The 14,680-nt window shown below is 70.1% G+C and carries 14 protein-coding genes; 8 read left to right on the top strand and 6 right to left on the bottom strand.

What is annotated here, in order from left to right; genetic code table 11:
• Window positions 1-100 precede the first annotated feature (100 nt).
• Both G412_RS0102125 and G412_RS0102120 read left to right on the top strand, forming a co-directional pair.
• Complete coding sequence (locus G412_RS0102125) at window positions 101-766, top strand: GntR family transcriptional regulator (RefSeq protein ID WP_028810620.1); 666 nt, start codon at window positions 101-103, stop codon at window positions 764-766.
• A gap of 32 nt (window positions 767-798) precedes the next feature.
• Window positions 799-2,100 carry an MFS transporter gene (locus G412_RS0102120; RefSeq protein WP_028810619.1) on the top strand — a complete coding sequence of 434 codons (1,302 nt, stop codon included), beginning with the start codon at window positions 799-801 and terminating at the stop codon, window positions 2,098-2,100.
• A 45-nt stretch (window positions 2,101-2,145) separates the two neighbouring features.
• On the opposite strand, the gene G412_RS0102115 is transcribed toward G412_RS0102120, so the two are convergent.
• Window positions 2,146-2,970 (bottom strand): maleylpyruvate isomerase family mycothiol-dependent enzyme, encoded by an 825-nt coding sequence (locus G412_RS0102115; protein ID WP_028810618.1) that lies wholly within the window; start codon window positions 2,968-2,970, stop codon window positions 2,146-2,148.
• Window positions 2,971-3,138: 168 nt separating this feature from the next.
• On the opposite strand from G412_RS0102115, the gene G412_RS0102110 reads away from it, so the two are divergent.
• Entirely contained in the window at window positions 3,139-3,924 is a 786-nt protein-coding gene (locus G412_RS0102110; RefSeq protein ID WP_028810617.1) for a carbon-nitrogen family hydrolase, read from the top strand.
• 247 nt (window positions 3,925-4,171) lie between these two features.
• Here the strand turns inward: G412_RS0102110 and G412_RS0102105 are convergent, their stop codons facing one another.
• Entirely contained in the window at window positions 4,172-4,666 is a 495-nt protein-coding gene (locus G412_RS0102105; RefSeq protein WP_051338059.1) for an LURP-one-related/scramblase family protein, read from the bottom strand.
• A 92-nt stretch (window positions 4,667-4,758) separates the two neighbouring features.
• Between G412_RS0102105 and G412_RS0102100 the strand changes: the two genes are divergently transcribed.
• Window positions 4,759-6,573 carry an NHL domain-containing thioredoxin family protein gene (locus G412_RS0102100; RefSeq protein ID WP_028810615.1) on the top strand — a complete coding sequence of 605 codons (1,815 nt, stop codon included), beginning with the start codon at window positions 4,759-4,761 and terminating at the stop codon, window positions 6,571-6,573.
• Between the two features lie 99 nt (window positions 6,574-6,672).
• On the opposite strand, the gene G412_RS0102095 is transcribed toward G412_RS0102100, so the two are convergent.
• The 4 genes from G412_RS0102095 to G412_RS0102080 all read right to left on the bottom strand — a co-directional run bounded on the left by G412_RS0102095 (window position 6,673) and on the right by G412_RS0102080 (window position 11,072).
• On the bottom strand, window positions 6,673-6,894 hold the full coding sequence (locus G412_RS0102095; protein WP_028810614.1) for a DUF6458 family protein: 222 nt from the start codon (window positions 6,892-6,894) through the stop codon (window positions 6,673-6,675).
• A gap of 132 nt (window positions 6,895-7,026) precedes the next feature.
• Window positions 7,027-8,334 carry a M18 family aminopeptidase gene (locus G412_RS0102090; protein WP_028810613.1) on the bottom strand — a complete coding sequence of 436 codons (1,308 nt, stop codon included), beginning with the start codon at window positions 8,332-8,334 and terminating at the stop codon, window positions 7,027-7,029.
• A 108-nt stretch (window positions 8,335-8,442) separates the two neighbouring features.
• The gene (locus tag G412_RS0102085) at window positions 8,443-9,156 is read right to left on the bottom strand and encodes a hypothetical protein (protein WP_028810612.1); all 714 of its coding nucleotides are present in this window, start codon (window positions 9,154-9,156) and stop codon (window positions 8,443-8,445) included.
• A gap of 89 nt (window positions 9,157-9,245) precedes the next feature.
• A complete protein-coding gene (locus tag G412_RS0102080) occupies window positions 9,246-11,072 on the bottom strand; it encodes an acyl-CoA dehydrogenase (RefSeq protein WP_028810611.1) in 1,827 nt (608 codons plus the stop codon).
• Window positions 11,073-11,206: 134 nt separating this feature from the next.
• Here G412_RS0102080 and G412_RS0102075 point away from each other — a divergent pair, with 134 nt between their 5' ends.
• The 4 genes from G412_RS0102075 to G412_RS0102060 all read left to right on the top strand — a co-directional run bounded on the left by G412_RS0102075 (window position 11,207) and on the right by G412_RS0102060 (window position 14,603).
• A complete protein-coding gene (locus G412_RS0102075) occupies window positions 11,207-11,671 on the top strand; it encodes an SseB family protein (RefSeq protein WP_028810610.1) in 465 nt (154 codons plus the stop codon).
• Between the two features lie 150 nt (window positions 11,672-11,821).
• Window positions 11,822-12,337 carry an LppU/SCO3897 family protein gene (locus G412_RS40405; RefSeq protein WP_028810609.1) on the top strand — a complete coding sequence of 172 codons (516 nt, stop codon included), beginning with the start codon at window positions 11,822-11,824 and terminating at the stop codon, window positions 12,335-12,337.
• A 131-nt stretch (window positions 12,338-12,468) separates the two neighbouring features.
• Window positions 12,469-13,431 (top strand): pirin family protein, encoded by a 963-nt coding sequence (locus G412_RS0102065; protein WP_028810608.1) that lies wholly within the window; start codon window positions 12,469-12,471, stop codon window positions 13,429-13,431.
• Window positions 13,432-13,523: 92 nt separating this feature from the next.
• Entirely contained in the window at window positions 13,524-14,603 is a 1,080-nt protein-coding gene (locus tag G412_RS0102060; RefSeq protein WP_028810607.1) for an AI-2E family transporter, read from the top strand.
• The last annotated feature ends 77 nt before the right edge of the window (window positions 14,604-14,680 follow it).

Below are 14,680 nucleotides of genomic sequence, written 5' to 3'. Positions count from 1 at the left end.
CCGAGTCAAGCTCGGCGCCGCACACGTGCGTGACCGTCCGCCCCGTTCCGGGATGCGGACGGCGCTTTTGTTGAACACCTGTTGTATCTATGCTGTGCGCATGCCTGCCGCGCCCGCCCTCACCGCCATCAAGCAGCCCCCTGCCGCCGAGCGCGTCTACGCCCATGTCAAGAAGGGCGTACTCGACCGCCACTACGAAGGCGGCACCCTCCTCACCGAGGGCGACCTCGCCGACGCCGTCGGGGTGTCCAGGACGCCGGTGCGCGAAGCGTTGCTGCGGCTCGAAGTCGAGGGGCTCATCAAGCTGTATCCGAAGAAGGGCGCCCTCGTCCTCGCCGTCTCCGCCCAGGAGATCGCAGACGTCGTCGAAACCCGGCTGCTCGTGGAGGAGTTCGCGGTACGCCGCGCCGTACCGGCGTCCCCCACCCTCATCGCCCGGCTCGAAGAGCTGCTGGAGGAGCAGAAGCAGCGCGCCCGCGAAGGGGACCTCGCCGAAGTCGCCGTCACCGACCGGTGCTTCCACGCCGAGATCGTCCGCAACGCCGGGAACCAGATCCTCTCCCGCCTCTACGACCAGCTCCGCGACCGCCAACTGCGCATGGGCGTCACCATCATGGAGGCGCACCCCGACCGCATCGCCAAGAACATCACCGAGCACGCCGAGATGCTCGAAGCCATCAGGGCCGGTGACGCCGAAGGCGCCGCCCAGTGCGTACGCCGCCACGTCAGCCGGGTCAGGGTGCTCGTCCGGGGTGAGGACCGGTGAGGTGGAGTTCCAGGCCGGGTTCCAGAAAGGGGATCGCCGCTCCCGCCGTTTCCCTGCCCGGCGATCCGCCCGGCGGCCGGCGTGCCGCCGCCGTCTGGGGGATAGGTGTCGCCGTCTACTTCGTCGCCGTCATCTTCCGTACGAGCCTGGGCGTCGCGGGCCTCGACGCCGCTGACCGGTTCGACGTCAACGCCTCCGCGCTGTCGACGTTCTCGATCCTCCAGCTCCTCGTGTACGCGGGCATGCAGATACCCGTCGGCCTCCTCGTCGACCGCCTCGGGACCAAAAGAGTCCTGACCCTGGGCGTCGTGCTCTTCACCCTCGGGCAGGCCGCCTTCGCCTTCTCCCCCTCGTACGGCATGGCCCTCGCCGCCCGCGCCCTCCTCGGCTGCGGCGACGCGATGACGTTCATCGCCGTACTGCGCCTCGGCGCCCGCTGGTTCCCCGCCCGCCGCGGACCGCTCATCGCGCAGCTCGCGGGCCTGTGCGGGATGGCGGGCAACCTCGTCTCGACGCTCGTCATCGCGCGCCTGCTGCACGGCGTCGGCTGGACCGCCACCTTCGCGGGCAGCTCGCTCGCCGGTGTGCTCGTGCTCGTACTGCTGCTGCTGTTCCTCAGGGACCACCCCGACGGCCACGAGCCGGCGCCCGCCGAGCACGCGGGTGCGGCCTACGTCCGCAAGCAGATCGCCGCCGCGTGGCGCGAGCCCGGGACCCGGCTCGGGCTGTGGGTGCACTTCACGACGCAGTTCCCCGCGATGGTGTTCCTGCTGCTGTGGGGCATGCCGTTCCTGGTCGAGGCCCAGGGGCTCTCGCGCGGGACGGCCGGTGAGCTGCTGACGCTCGTCGTGCTGTCCAACATGGCGCTGGGGCTCGTGTACGGGCAGGTCATCGCCCGCCACGGCGCCGCCCGCGCACCGCTCGCCCTCGGCACCGTCGGGACCACCGGCCTGCTGTGGGCGGCGACCATCGCGTACCCGGACGACCACGCCCCCATGTGGCTGCTGGTGACGCTCTGCGCGGTGCTCGGCGCCTGCGGTCCCGCGTCGATGATCGGCTTCGACTTCGCCCGGCCCGCCAACCCGCCGGAGCGTCAGGGCACGGCATCCGGCATCGTCAACATGGGCGGCTTCGTCGCCTCGATGACGACGCTGCTCGCGGTGGGCGTGCTGCTCGACGCGACCGGCGACAACTACCGGATCGCGTTCGCCTCGGTCTTCGTGCTGGAGACCGTCGGGATCATCCAGATCCTGCGCCTGCGCAAGCGGACCGCCCGCCGGGAGCGCGACCACCTGGTCGCCAGCCGCGTCGAGGCGGTGCACGTCCCGGCGTGAGGGGGACCGCGGTGAGGGCCCGGCTGCCGTGAGGTCCGGCCGCCGTTACGGCGTGACCGCGAAGTTGCGCAGGATCGCGTCCGCCAGCCCCTGGTCGCCCTCGACCTTGACGCGGTCGGCGACCGCCTCGTGGCGGACCCGGCCGCAGGCCAGGCGTACGTACGTCTCCCAGTCCAGGGCGATCGTCGCCAGCGGGCCCAGCGACGGCGTGCCGTCGACCGTGCCGCGGCCGTCCGCGTCCACGCGGACCGTGCGCATGAACTCGACCGGGCCGTGTACGTCGAAGACGACCGCGGAGTTCGCGGGCGCGCCCGCCTCCTTCGCGACGACCTTCGGCAGGCCGTGGACGAGGATGTCGCGGGCGACGATCGCGCCGGGCGAGTCGAGGTTGCCGGGCCGGCCGAAGGTCGTACGCAGGTCCTGCTCGTGCACCCAGGTGTCGAAGGCCCGCATCCGCAGCGCCAGTTCCAGCGTCTGCTCGGCGCCGAGCGGGGCGCGGACCATGGTGTCGGGGGACCGGGTCTCGTTGCGGAGCTGACGCTGGCGGCGGATGATCGTGTACTCGAGCTCCGAGGTCATCTCCGGCGCCGTGTGGTGGCGTCGTACGTCGACCTGCATCTCCATGTACCGGGCGAACTCCGAGGTCACGTGGTACAGGTCGCGCGGCAGCGAGTGGATCGGCCGGGGGTCGCCGAGCATCTCGCTCTCCATGCCGATGATGTGCGAGACGATGTCGCGCACCGACCAGCCTGGGCACGGCGTGCGGCGGTTCCACTCCGCTTCGACGAGCGGTGTCACCAGCTCGGATATCGCTTCGATGGAGTGGGTCCAGGCTTCGGCGTATGTCTGGAGGCTGGGATGGACGGTCACGGGACCCCTCGTGCGGTTCACTTGCGGGCGGGCTGGACTTGACGGTGCGTGCCGGACTGCGTGGGAGGCTCGCACGCTAAGTTACGCTGCCCCGTGGCACCCTGGCAGTGCTTTGGTGTGACGATCGTAGGCCCGTGTTGACGGCTCGAATGCCAGGACGGTGGTAGTGTGCGCGCCTCCCTCATCCAGATCGCAGTAGACCAGGACGAATCGGTCAATTCCCGTCGGCAGCGCGTCGCTTCGCTCGTGCGCGAGCAGCGTGAGCAGCGCGGTGCGGATCTCGTGGTCCTTCCCGAACTGTGGCCGACCGGAGCCTTCGCGTACGAATCCTTCGTCGAGGAGGCCGAGCCGCTGGAGGGCCCGACGTACGACGTGATGTCGAAGGCGGCGGCCGACGCCGGGGTGTGGCTGCACGCCGGGTCGATCGTCGAGCGCGACCCCGAGGGCCCCCTCTACAACACCTCCCTCGTCTTCGCTCCCGACGGCGAGCTCGTCCGTACGTACCGCAAGATCCACCGCTTCGGCTTCGACAAGGGCGAGGCCGTGATGATGGGCGCGGGCGAGGAACTGGTGACGGTCGCGGCCGCGGGCCTCACGTTCGGCCTGGGCACCTGCTACGACCTGCGCTTCCCCGAGCTCTTCCGCGGCCTCGTCGACGCCGGCGCGCAGGCCTTCGTCGTCCCGGCCGGCTGGCCCGCCAGGCGCCGCGAGCACTGGACGCTGCTGGCGCGTGCCCGCGCGGTCGAGAACCAGGCGTACGTCCTGGCCTGCGGCACCGCCGGCACGCACGCGGGGGTGGAGCAGGCGGGGCACAGCATCGTCGTGGACCCGTGGGGCGAGGTGCTGGCCGAGGCGGGAGCGGCGGAGGAGACGCTGGTCGTGGACCTCGATCCGGCGAAGGTGGCGTCGACGCGGGAACAGTTCCCGGCCCTGAAGGACCGGCGCCTGCGGTAGGTGCGGTGGCGGCGGGAGTGCGGGTGAGCGGTGCGGGTACGGGTGCCTCTGGCGCTGTTCCCCTGCCCGCCGCCCCTGCCCGCCCCACTGGGGCGCTGCCCCAGACCCCGCTCCTCAAGCGCCGGAGGGGCTGAGAGTTGCCGTTGCGCGGCAAACTTGCCCACCCCGCGCGGCGGAGCCGCAAATGTCGCGGCCCGGAAGGGGCAGGGTGGGGATCAAGCACCGCAGGCACCCGTACCCGCACCGCTCAGCCGTCGCCGCGCTCCTTCTCCGCCATCCGGATCACGCACACCGCGACCGCGATCAGCAGCGCCGCGTCCGCGTCGTCCCGTACGACATCCACCGCGTACGTGTCCCGCACCCGCAGCCACTTGCGCGAGATGCGGGCCAGCAGCTCGCCGTCGTGCTCGACCGAGAACTCGCGGTTGAGCACGCGGCCGGTGACGTCCAGCTCGGTCCCCCCGGCCAGCGTGACGCGGTAGTGGTTGCGCAGCAGCGACAGCCGCTTCTTGCGTACGGTCGCGAGCGTCTGATCGTTCCGCTCGATGGTCATCGCATCCCGGATGCTGAGCACCTTCGCGCGCAGCGTGATGAGGACCCGGCCGGCCGGATCCTTGATCTCCAGGGTGTCGCGCAGCCGCAGCGCCTTGCCGTCGACGAGGAAAGCATGGCGGCCGTGCTCGTCCTCGATCCAGTAGTCGTCACCGATGCCGAAGATTTTGTCGCGTACGAGGTATTTCATGTGATGAGCGCTACCCCGCAGTGGCGACCTCGCACCACACGTACTTCCCGGCCGACCCGAATGCGGCAAAGCGGGGATGGCACCCTGGATCCATGAACGACGCCGCCGCCCCCAGTCCCCGCCGTGCCCGTGTCCGCGCCCCCGAACTGATCGGCAAGGGCGGCTGGCTGAATACGGGAGGGAAGGAGCTGACCCTTTCCGACCTGCGGGGACGCATCGTCATCCTCGATTTCTGGACATTTTGCTGCGTCAACTGCCTGCATGTCCTGGACGAGCTGCGGGAGCTGGAGGAGAAGCACCGGGACACGGTGGTGATCATCGGGGTCCATTCGCCGAAGTTCGTGCACGAGGCCGAGCACGAGGCCGTCGTCGACGCCGTCGAGCGGTACGGCGTGCACCACCCGGTCCTCGACGACCCCGAGCTCGCGACCTGGAAGCAGTACGCCGTACGGGCCTGGCCGACGCTCGTCGTCATCGATCCCGAGGGGTACGTCGTCGCCCAGCACGCCGGTGAGGGGCACGCGCACGCCATCGAGAAGCTCGTCGAGGAGCTGGAAGCGGCTCACGAGGCCAAGGGGACGCTGCGGCGCGGGGACGGGCCGTACGTCGCGCCCGAGCCGGTGGCGACCGACCTGCGCTTCCCCGGCAAGGTGCTGGTGCTGCCCGGCACCGGCACCGGCACCGGGAACTTTCTCGTCTCGGACACCACCCGGCATCAGCTCGTCGAGCTGGAAGCCGACGGCGAGACCGTCGTACGGCGCATCGGCGGGGACGGCGACTTCAAGGAGCCGCAGGGGCTCGCGCTGCTGCCGGACGGGCGGGTCGTCGTAGCCGACACCGTCCATCACCGGCTGCGTACGTACGACCCCGCGAGCGGCGCGATCGAGACCGTCGCCGGTACCGGAAAGCAGTGGTGGCAGGGCTCCCCCACCTCGGGGCCCGCCCGCGACGTCGATCTGTCCTCGCCGTGGGACGTGGCCTGGTGGCAGGGCAAGGTGTGGATCGCCATGGCCGGCGTACACCAGCTCTGGACGTACGACCCCGAGGCGGGCACGGTCCAGGTCGCGGCCGGGACGACCAACGAAGGGCTGGTGGACGGGCCCGCCGCCGAGGCCTGGTTCGCGCAGCCGTCGGGGCTCGCGGTGTCGCCCGACGGTGACCGGCTGTGGGTCGCGGACTCGGAGACGAGCGCGCTGCGGTACGTCGACAGTGAGCTGGTGGTGCACACCGCCGTCGGGACCGGGCTCTTCGACTTCGGGCACCGGGACGGCGCGGCGGGTCAGGCGCTGCTCCAGCATCCGCTCGGGGTGACGGCGCTGCCCGACGGTTCGGTGGCGATCAGCGACACGTACAACCACGCCCTGCGGCGCTACGACCCGGCGAGCGGTGAAGTCACCACGCTCGCGACTGACTTGAGGGAGCCCAGCGACGCCGTGCTCGTCGGTGACGACATCGTCGTCGTCGAGTCCGCCCGGCACCGGCTGACCCGGCTGCGGCTGCCCGACGAGGCGGTACGCGTGGAGGCCGTCGCACACCGGACGCAGCGTGCGGCGACCGAAGTGGCGCCGGGGAAGCTGCGGTTGGACATCGTCTTCCAGGCACCGAGTGGTCAGAAGCTGGACACGAGGTACGGGCCTTCGACGCGGCTGCTGGTGTCCTCGACCCCGCCCGAGCTGCTGAGCGGCGGCGAGGGGGCCGGAACCGACCTGAACCGCGACCTGGACCTGAACCCCGAGGTCACCGAGGGCGTGCTGCACGTGTCGGCGATGGCCGCTTCCTGCGACGACGATCCGGCCAATGAGTACCCGGCGTGCCACGTCCACCAGCAGGACTGGGGCGTGCCCGTCCGCGTCACCGCGGAAGGAACGCCCCGGTTGCCGCTCGTGCTCGCCGGCATGGACGGCTGAGCGGTATGGACGGCTGAGCGACCGGGGCCCCGGGGTCCGGTCCCTCCAGGGGCCGGTCTCTTCCGGGGGCCCGGCGCTGTGAACGGCCGCTGCCGGGCCTCAGGGGTGGTGGTGCTGGTCGTCGGACACGACGGTGGTGGTCGGGGGGACGACCATGCGGCGGCGCCTGGCGACGCTGGCGTAGACCGCGACCCCGATGATCCCGACGAGCATCATGATGACCCCGACGAGGGTGAGGTTGACGCTCTCCATCTCCCAGTCGGTGGCGAAGGCGAGTATCGCTCCGCCGGCGATGAGGAGAATGAATCCTCCCAGTCCCATGAGTTCCGCCTCCCTGTCGGCCCGGCAGTTCCGGGCCGGTGTACGTCCTTCGCGTACCCGGCCCTTCAACGTACAAGCCTGCGAACGGGATTCGGGATTCGTTTTCGGGGACTAGGACTGGGGATTCGGGAGTCAGCCTTCCAGGAACGCCGTCATCGCGTTCGCCAGCATGTACGGGTCGTCCGCCCCGCACAGCTCACGCGCACTGTGCATCGACAGGATCGCGACGCCGATGTCGACGGTCTGGATGCCGTGCCGGGCCGAGGTGATCGGGCCGATCGTCGTGCCGCACGGCATCGAGTTGTTCGACACGAAGACCTGCCACGGCACGCCCGCCTTCTCGCACGCCGCCGCGAACACCGCCTGGCCGCTGCCGTCCGTCGCGTACCGCATGTTGACGTTGACCTTGAGGATCGGTCCGCCGTTGGCGCGCGGGTGGTGCGTCGGGTCGTGGCGCTCGCTGTAGTTGGGGTGCACGGCGTGCCCCGTGTCGGACGACAGGCAGATCGTGCCGGCGAAGGCGCGCGCCTTGTCGTCGTAACTGCCGCCGCGCGCGAAGACCGAGCGCTCCAGTACGTTGCCGAGCAGCGGGCCGTCGGCTCCGGTGTCGGACTGCGACCCGTTCTCCTCGTGGTCGAAGCCGGCGAGCACCGGAATGTACGGAAGGGGCCCCTGCGGCCCGTCCGACGCGGCGCTGACGGCCGCCAGCGCCGCGACCCCCGCGTGCACGGAGAGCAGGTTGTCCATGCGCGGCCCGGCCACCAGCTCGCGGTCGCGGCCGAGGTAGGACGGCGGGTCGATGCTGTGCGCCATCAGGTCCCAGCCGGCGACCTCACCCTCGGCCAGGCCCTCTTCCTCCTCCAGGAACCGGATCAGGTCCCCTTCGTGTACGTCCCCGAGGCCCCAGATGGGCTGCATGTGCCGCTGCTTGTCGAGCTTGAGGCCCTCGGTGTTGACGGAGCGGTCCAGGTGCACGGCGAGCTGGGGCACGCGCAGCAGTGCCCGGTCGATGTTGACCAGGCGGTGCGATCCGTCGCGCAGCGTCAGCCGGCCCGCGATGCCCAGGTCGCGGTCGAGCCAGGTGTTGAGGAGCGTCCCGCCGTAGATCTCGATGGCGATCTGGCGCCAGCCCTCGGCGCCGATGTCGGGCAGCGGCTTAACGTGCAGGTGCGGGGAGTCGGTGTGCCCGCCGATGATCCGGAACGGGGTGCTCGCCTCCGCGCCCTCCGGTACGTACCAGGCGATGATCGCTCCGCCGCGCAGCACGTACTTGCCGCCCGTCGACCCGTCCCACGCGTCGGTCTCCGCCACCTGCCGGAACCCGGCCTTGTCCAGTCGCTCGGCGGCGTTCGCCACCGCGTGGTACGGCGACGGGCTGGCCGCCAGGAAGGACATCAGGTCGTCTGTGTGGCCGCGGTCGAAGCGGAGGGGTGCGCGCATGGGGTTCACCATAACGAGGGTTAACCGTGGGTACGCAGCGCCCGCCTCGGAGCCCCAGCGCCCGCCCTCGGAGCCTCAGTGCCCGCCCGCAGACCCCCGGTGCCCGCCTCAGAGCCCCGGTGGCCGCTCGAACCGCCGCTGTATCGTGCGGCGCTCCCCGCGGCGCACCTGCGGCAGCATCCGGGGGATGCCCGGTGGCCGCTGCTGCTGGCGACGGCGGCCCACGCAGAACAGGCAGCCCTCGCCGGGGGGTGCGGTCGGGTCGATGGGTGAGCCGGGGTGCTCGGCGCAGCCCGACGCGTTGCGCGGCCGGGAGAGCTCGCGGGCCACGATGAAGGCACGGTGCAGGGTGTCCGCGAGCTCCACGAACTCCTCACCGGGGGAGGAGACGGTGACGCTGAAGGCACGGTCGTTGACCTGCTGGACGTACCCCTTGAGCACGTCCAGCGTGTACGGCGGATCCGGCACGGGGTAGCCGAGGCGGCGCTGTTCGGCGGGGGCGGGCACGCTGCGCTCACCGCGGCGGCGGCGGTCGTTGCACAGCAGGCAGCGGCCCCACCCGGCCGGGGCCTCGGGGTCGATGGCGCCGTTGGGGTGCAGCTCGCAGCCGGTGTAGCTCTTGACGGGGGCGAGGTCGGCGGCCGTCTTGAAGGCGACGTACAGGGTGTCGGCGACCGGTTCGTACTCCAGCGGGTGGGAGCCGTCGTACAGGTCGCCGATCTGGTCGCCCACAGAGCCGAGCTTTCCGCGCAGCTCACTGAGCGCGTACGGCCGGCCGGCCGGGACGGAATAACCACCCCTGCGGGGTTCCATGGAACTCATGCCCACCAGAGTCGCACGGGGCACTGACAACGGGCCGGGCACAGAGTGCCCGGCCCGTCGCCAGAGGGTTTTTCAGGTGGCTGTGGTGGTTAGAACGCCGCCTCGTCCAGCTCCATCAGGGACTGGTCGACGGACTCGGCCAGGGCGCGCTCGACACCGACACCCGGCAGGACGTTCGCGGCGAAGAACTTCGCCGCCGCGATCTTGCCCGTGTAGAACGGCACGTCCTTCGGGGAGGCGGTCGGCAGCTTCTCGGCGGCCACGGCAGCGCCGCGCAGCAGCAGGTAGCCGACGACGACGTCACCGGAGGCCATCAGCAGGCGGGTGGTGTTCAGGCCGACCTTGTAGATGGACTTGACGTCCTTCTCGGTGCCCGCGAGGTCCGTCAGCATGGTGCCGACGATGGCCTCCAGGTCCACGGCCGCCTTGGCGAGGTGGTCGCGGGCCACGGCGAGCTCCTCGCCGCCGGTGCCGACCGCGAGGAACTTCTTGATGTCCTCGGCCAGCGAGTTCAGCGCCGCGCCCTGGTTGCGGACGATCTTCCGGAAGAAGTAGTCCTGGCCCTGGATCGCGGTCGTGCCCTCGTACAGGGTGTCGATCTTCGCGTCGCGGATGTACTGCTCGATCGGGTACTCCTGGAGGTACCCGGAGCCGCCGAACGTCTGGAGCGACTGCGCGAGCTGCTCGTACGACTTCTCGGAGCCGTAGCCCTTGACGATCGGCAGCAGCAGGTCGTTCATGGCGACGAGCGCCTTGGTGTCCTCGCCCGCGGCCTCCTTCGCCGTGATCTCGTCCTGGACGGACGCGGTGTGCAGGACCAGGGCGCGCATGCCCTCGGCGTACGCCTTCTGCGTCATGAGCGAGCGGCGCACGTCGGGGTGGTGCGTGATGGTGACCTTGGGCGCGGTCTTGTCCATGAAGTTGGCGAGGTCGGGGCCCTGGACGCGCTCCTTGGCGTACTCCAGGGCGTTCAGGTAGCCCGACGAGAGGGTGGCGATGGCCTTCGTGCCGACCATCATCCGGGCGAACTCGATGATCATGAACATCTGGCGGATGCCGTCGTGCTTGTCACCGATGAGCCAGCCCTTGGCGGGGTGCTGGTCGCCGAAGGTCATCTCGCAGGTGTTGGACGCCTTGAGGCCCATCTTGTGCTCGACGTTCGTGGCGTAGACGCCGTTGCGCTCGCCCAGCTCGCCGGTCTCCCAGTCGAACTCGAACTTCGGGACGAGGAAGAGGGAGAGCCCCTTGGTGCCGGGTCCCGCACCCTCCGGCCGGGCCAGCACGTAGTGAAGGATGTTCTCCGACATGTCGTGCTCACCGGACGTGATGAAGCGCTTCACGCCCTCGATGTGCCAGGAGCCGTCCGCCTGCTGGATGGCCTTCGTGCGGCCGGCGCCGACGTCCGAACCGGCGTCCGGCTCGGTCAGGACCATCGTCGAGCCCCACTGCTTGTCGACGGCGATCTGCGCGATCTTCTTCTGCGCCTCGTTGCCCTCCTCGAAGAGCACGCCGGCGAAGGCCGGGCCCGAGGAGTACATCCAGACCGCCGGGTTGGCGCCGAGCAGCAGCTCCGCGTACGCCCAGATCAGCGAGCGGGGAGAGGTGGTGCCGCCGATCTCCTCGGGGAGGCCCAGGCGCCAGTACTCGCTGTCCATGAAGGCCTGGTAGCTCTTCTTGAAGGACACCGGTACGGGCGCGGTGTTGGTGGCCGGGTCGAAGACCGGCGGGTTGCGGTCGGCGTCCTCGAAGGAGGCGGCGAGGTCGTTCTCCGCGAGGCGGGCGATCTCGTCGAGGATGCTCTTGGCGGTCTCGACGTCCATCTCCGCGAACGGGCCGGTGCCGTACAGCTTGTCGCGGCCGAGTACCTCGAAGAGGTTGAACTCGATGTCGCGGAGGTTCGACTTGTAGTGACCCATGGCAACGGCTCCGTTAAGGATCGGGAGGCAGGTTCCTCGTACATCTACTACTGGTAAGTAGCTACGATGATGCTACCCGTCGGTAATAAGGCGCAACCCCTTCCGGTGATGTGTGACTGAGTACGCTTGCGCGCATGTACGGCTACGACCAGAACCAGGGTGGACAGCAGCAGCAGTACGCGCCGCCGCAGCCTCCGCCCCAGGGCGGCTACGGCGAGCAGCCGCTCTACCCGGAGCCGTCACCGCCCTCGCTCGCCGACGCGGTGCGCGCCTTCACCACCGGATCGCTGTCCGCCGAGGACTTCCAGCAGATCTTCGCCACGTCGAAGGTCTACTGCCCGCGCGGTGACAATCCGGGATTCCTCGCGCTGCACAACACCCAGCAGCCGGTGATCCCGATGTTCACCTCGCTCAAGGAGCTGCGTAAGTACGCGGGCAAGGAGTCCAAGTACTTCGTGATCACCGGTGCGGAGGTGATCGACCTGCTGCCGACCGGATACGGCTTCGTCCTCGACATGGAGGGTGAGCACCGGATGGTCTTCGACGCGAAGGCGGTGGAGCAGATGGTCGACTTCGCGATGCGGCGGATGTACGGCTGAGCGGATGTGCGGCTGAGCGGACGTCCGTACGTGGAACCTTCATCGCTCCTGCGGTTGGTGTGCCCGAGGGCCCTCGAAGGAGGAGTGCCGGAGTGTGATGCCATAGCGTGCTCACGCCAAGCACTCGCGACGTCACGGGGGAACTTCCGCATGACCTATCCGCCGCAGCAGGGCCCCGGCCCGTACGGCCAGCCCTACCCGCAGGGTCAGCCTCCGCAGCAGCACCCGCAGCAGGGGTATCCGCCCCAGCCGGGCTACGGGTACCCGCAGCAGCCGTACCCGCCCCAGCAGCACTGGAACGCGCCGCCCCCGCCGGCCCCGCCCTCGCGGGGCGGCGGTTTGGGCGCCAAGAAGATCTTCCAGATCGTGGCCGGCGTGATCGTCGCGATCATGTGCGTGGTCGGCTACTTCGCGAGCCAGAACGACGCCGACCACGCGGAGGCCGGCGACTGCCTCAAGAACAACGGCACCACGGTGAGCCCGGACCTCCAGGTGGTGGAGTGCGGGGGCTTCGACGCCGAGTACAAGGTCGTCGAGGTGATACCCGACACCCTGGAGACCTCGAAGTGCGAGGGCAAGTCGGACATCGGCTACCAGGAGCGGCAAACCGGCCGGCGCAGCTCGGGCAAGCAGTTCGTGCTCTGCATCGACGAGATCAAGGAGTAGGGACCGGCGGCACGCGCGGAAGCGGTGCCCGTAAGCAGGAGACGTCCGGGAGGAATTCCTCCCGGACGTCTCCTGTTGTGGGTGGCAAGAAGTTCTACGTTCAACTAAAGTGACGTACAAGGAGGCCCGCCATGCCCGCAGTAACCGTTGAGAACCCGCTGACGCTGCCGAAGGTCGCCGCACCCGCCGACGCCACAGCGCGTCCTGTGCTGGCCGTGATGACCGCTCCGGGCGGTTTCGAGGGTGAGGGCTTCCCGGTACGCCGTGCCTTCGCCGGCATCAACTACACGTACCTCGACCCGTTCATCATGATGGACCAGATGGGCGAGGTGGAGTATCAGCCAGGAGAGCCGAAAGGGACCCCCTGGCACCCCCACCGCGGCTTCGAGACGGTCACGTACCTGATCGACGGCACCTTCGTCCACCAGGACAGCAACGGTGGCGGCGGCACCATCCGCAACGGCGACACCCAGTGGATGACCGCCGGGTCCGGCCTCCTCCACATCGAGGCGCCGCCGGAGTCGCTGGTCATGTCCGGCGGTCTCTTCCACGGCCTCCAGCTGTGGGTCAACCTGCCCGCCGCCGACAAGATGATGGCTCCCCGCTACCAGGACATCCGCGGCGGCCAGGTGCAGCTCCTGACCTCACCCGACGGCGGCGCGCTGCTCCGCGTCATCGCGGGCGAGCTGGACGGACACCAGGGTCCTGGCATCACCCACACTGCGATCACGATGATCCACGCGACGTTGCGGCCGGGTGCGGAGATCACGCTGCCCTGGCGCGCGGACTTCAACGGCCTGGCGTACGTCCTGGCCGGGCGCGGCGCCGTCGGTACGGACCGCCGGCCCGTCCACAAGGGCCAGACCGCGGTCTTCGGCGACGGCGGCTCGCTGACCGTACGGGCGGACGAGCACCAGGACTCGAACACCCCGGACCTGGAGGTCGTCCTCCTCGGCGGGCAGCCGATCCGGGAGCCGATGGCTCACTACGGTCCGTTCGTGATGAACACCCGGGAAGAACTGAAGCGTGCCTTCGAGGACTTCCAGCGGGGCCGTCTCGGCACCATCCCCGCCGTCCACGGCATGGGTGAGTAAAGAGGTCTGCGCGGACCGCCCGGTTGACGGCCAGTCACCCGGGCGGGTCCCTCCGGCGGGCCGCCGCGCGCCGTTCGTGATCCGCTGGGGCGGTGCAGACGACTCAGCCGCTCCTTCCCGAGTCCGCACGCCGGGTCGCCGCCTGGTGTGTTGTCGTGCTGCTCGTCACCGGGGTCACCGCGGTCGGCGTCTGGCTGTGCGTCACCTTCAAGACCGCCGTCACGCCCGTACTGCTCGCCATCCTCGGCACGGCGCTGCTCGGGCCCCTGCACCGGCGGCTCATCAAGATGCGGCTGAACCGGTCGCTCGCCGCCGGGCTCACCTGCGTGGCGGTGGTCGCCGTCGTGGGCGGAGCGACGTACATCGTCGTCAGCGCGCTGGTCGAGACCGGCGACCAGATCCTCGCATCGCTCCGGCAGGCGGCCAGGGACCTGTCCAAGCACCTCGGGGCGGCCGGCACCTCCCTCGACGATCTGGCCAAGAACGCCAGGGAGCTGCTCGGGAAGTTCGGCGGTACGGCGGCGTCCGGGCTGATCACCGGGCTGAGCGTGGTCGGTGAGATGACCGCGGTCGCCATCCTCGCGCTGCTGCTGATCTTCTTCTTCCTGCGGGACTCGGACAAGGCCGCCGGCACCCTCAAGTCGCTCGCGCCCGCCTCGACCGGCGAGACCGTCGAGGCGATGGGGCGCCGCGCGTTCGAGGCCGTCGAGGGCTTCATGCGCGGTACGACGTTCATCGCGCTGATCGACGCCCTGCTCATCACCATCGGGCTGCTGGTCCTGCGGGTGCCCGGCGCGGTCGGCCTCGGCGCGCTGGTGTTCGTCGGCGCGTACATCCCGTACCTCGGCGCCTTCATCTCCGGCGCGGTCGCGGTGCTCGTCGCGCTCGCCGACCGGGGGTTCGTGATCGCGCTGTGGGCGCTCGGGGTCGTACTGGCCGTACAGGTGCTGGAGGGGCACGTCCTCCAGCCCGTGATCCAGAGCCGGACCGTCCAGATGCACCCCGCCGTGGTGATGCTCGCGATCACCGCCGGGGCGTCCGTCGCCGGCATCCTCGGGATGCTCCTCGCCGTGCCGCTGACGGCGGCGGTCTTCGGGGTGATCGGGGAGATGCGCCGCGGGGAGTACGAGCGGCCCTCGCCCGGTGGCGGCGAGCGGCAGCCGCGCTCGTAGCGCGTCCGGTTCACCGCGTCAACGCCCTGCGGGAGCGCCCCGACACGTCCCCTCCCCGGCGGCGCGATATCGCAACG

Origin of the sequence: Streptomyces flavidovirens DSM 40150, assembly GCF_000429085.1 — a bacterium.
Taxonomy (GTDB): Bacteria; Actinomycetota; Actinomycetes; order Streptomycetales; family Streptomycetaceae; genus Streptomyces; species Streptomyces flavidovirens.
Note: the sequence above shows the minus strand (reverse complement) of the source record. Positions and strands in the feature narration are given on the sequence as shown.

Bases quoted from the DNA above. Each gene is read 5' to 3' on its own strand.
- G412_RS0102105 (WP_051338059.1), bottom strand. From the start codon at position 4,666: ATGAAATACCTCGTACGCGACAAAATCTTCGGCATCGGTGACGACTAC.
- G412_RS0102085 (WP_028810612.1), bottom strand. From the start codon at position 9,156: ATGAGTTCCATGGAACCCCGCAGGGGTGGTTATTCCGTCCCGGCCGGC.
- G412_RS40405 (WP_028810609.1), top strand. From the start codon at position 11,822: ATGACCTATCCGCCGCAGCAGGGCCCCGGCCCGTACGGCCAGCCCTAC.
- G412_RS0102080 (WP_028810611.1), bottom strand. From the start codon at position 11,072: ATGGGTCACTACAAGTCGAACCTCCGCGACATCGAGTTCAACCTCTTC.
- G412_RS0102090 (WP_028810613.1), bottom strand. From the start codon at position 8,334: ATGCGCGCACCCCTCCGCTTCGACCGCGGCCACACAGACGACCTGATG.
- G412_RS0102075 (WP_028810610.1), top strand. From the start codon at position 11,207: ATGTACGGCTACGACCAGAACCAGGGTGGACAGCAGCAGCAGTACGCG.
- G412_RS0102100 (WP_028810615.1), top strand. From the start codon at position 4,759: ATGAACGACGCCGCCGCCCCCAGTCCCCGCCGTGCCCGTGTCCGCGCC.
- G412_RS0102095 (WP_028810614.1), bottom strand. From the start codon at position 6,894: ATGGGACTGGGAGGATTCATTCTCCTCATCGCCGGCGGAGCGATACTC.
- G412_RS0102065 (WP_028810608.1), top strand. From the start codon at position 12,469: ATGCCCGCAGTAACCGTTGAGAACCCGCTGACGCTGCCGAAGGTCGCC.
- G412_RS0102125 (WP_028810620.1), top strand. From the start codon at position 101: ATGCCTGCCGCGCCCGCCCTCACCGCCATCAAGCAGCCCCCTGCCGCC.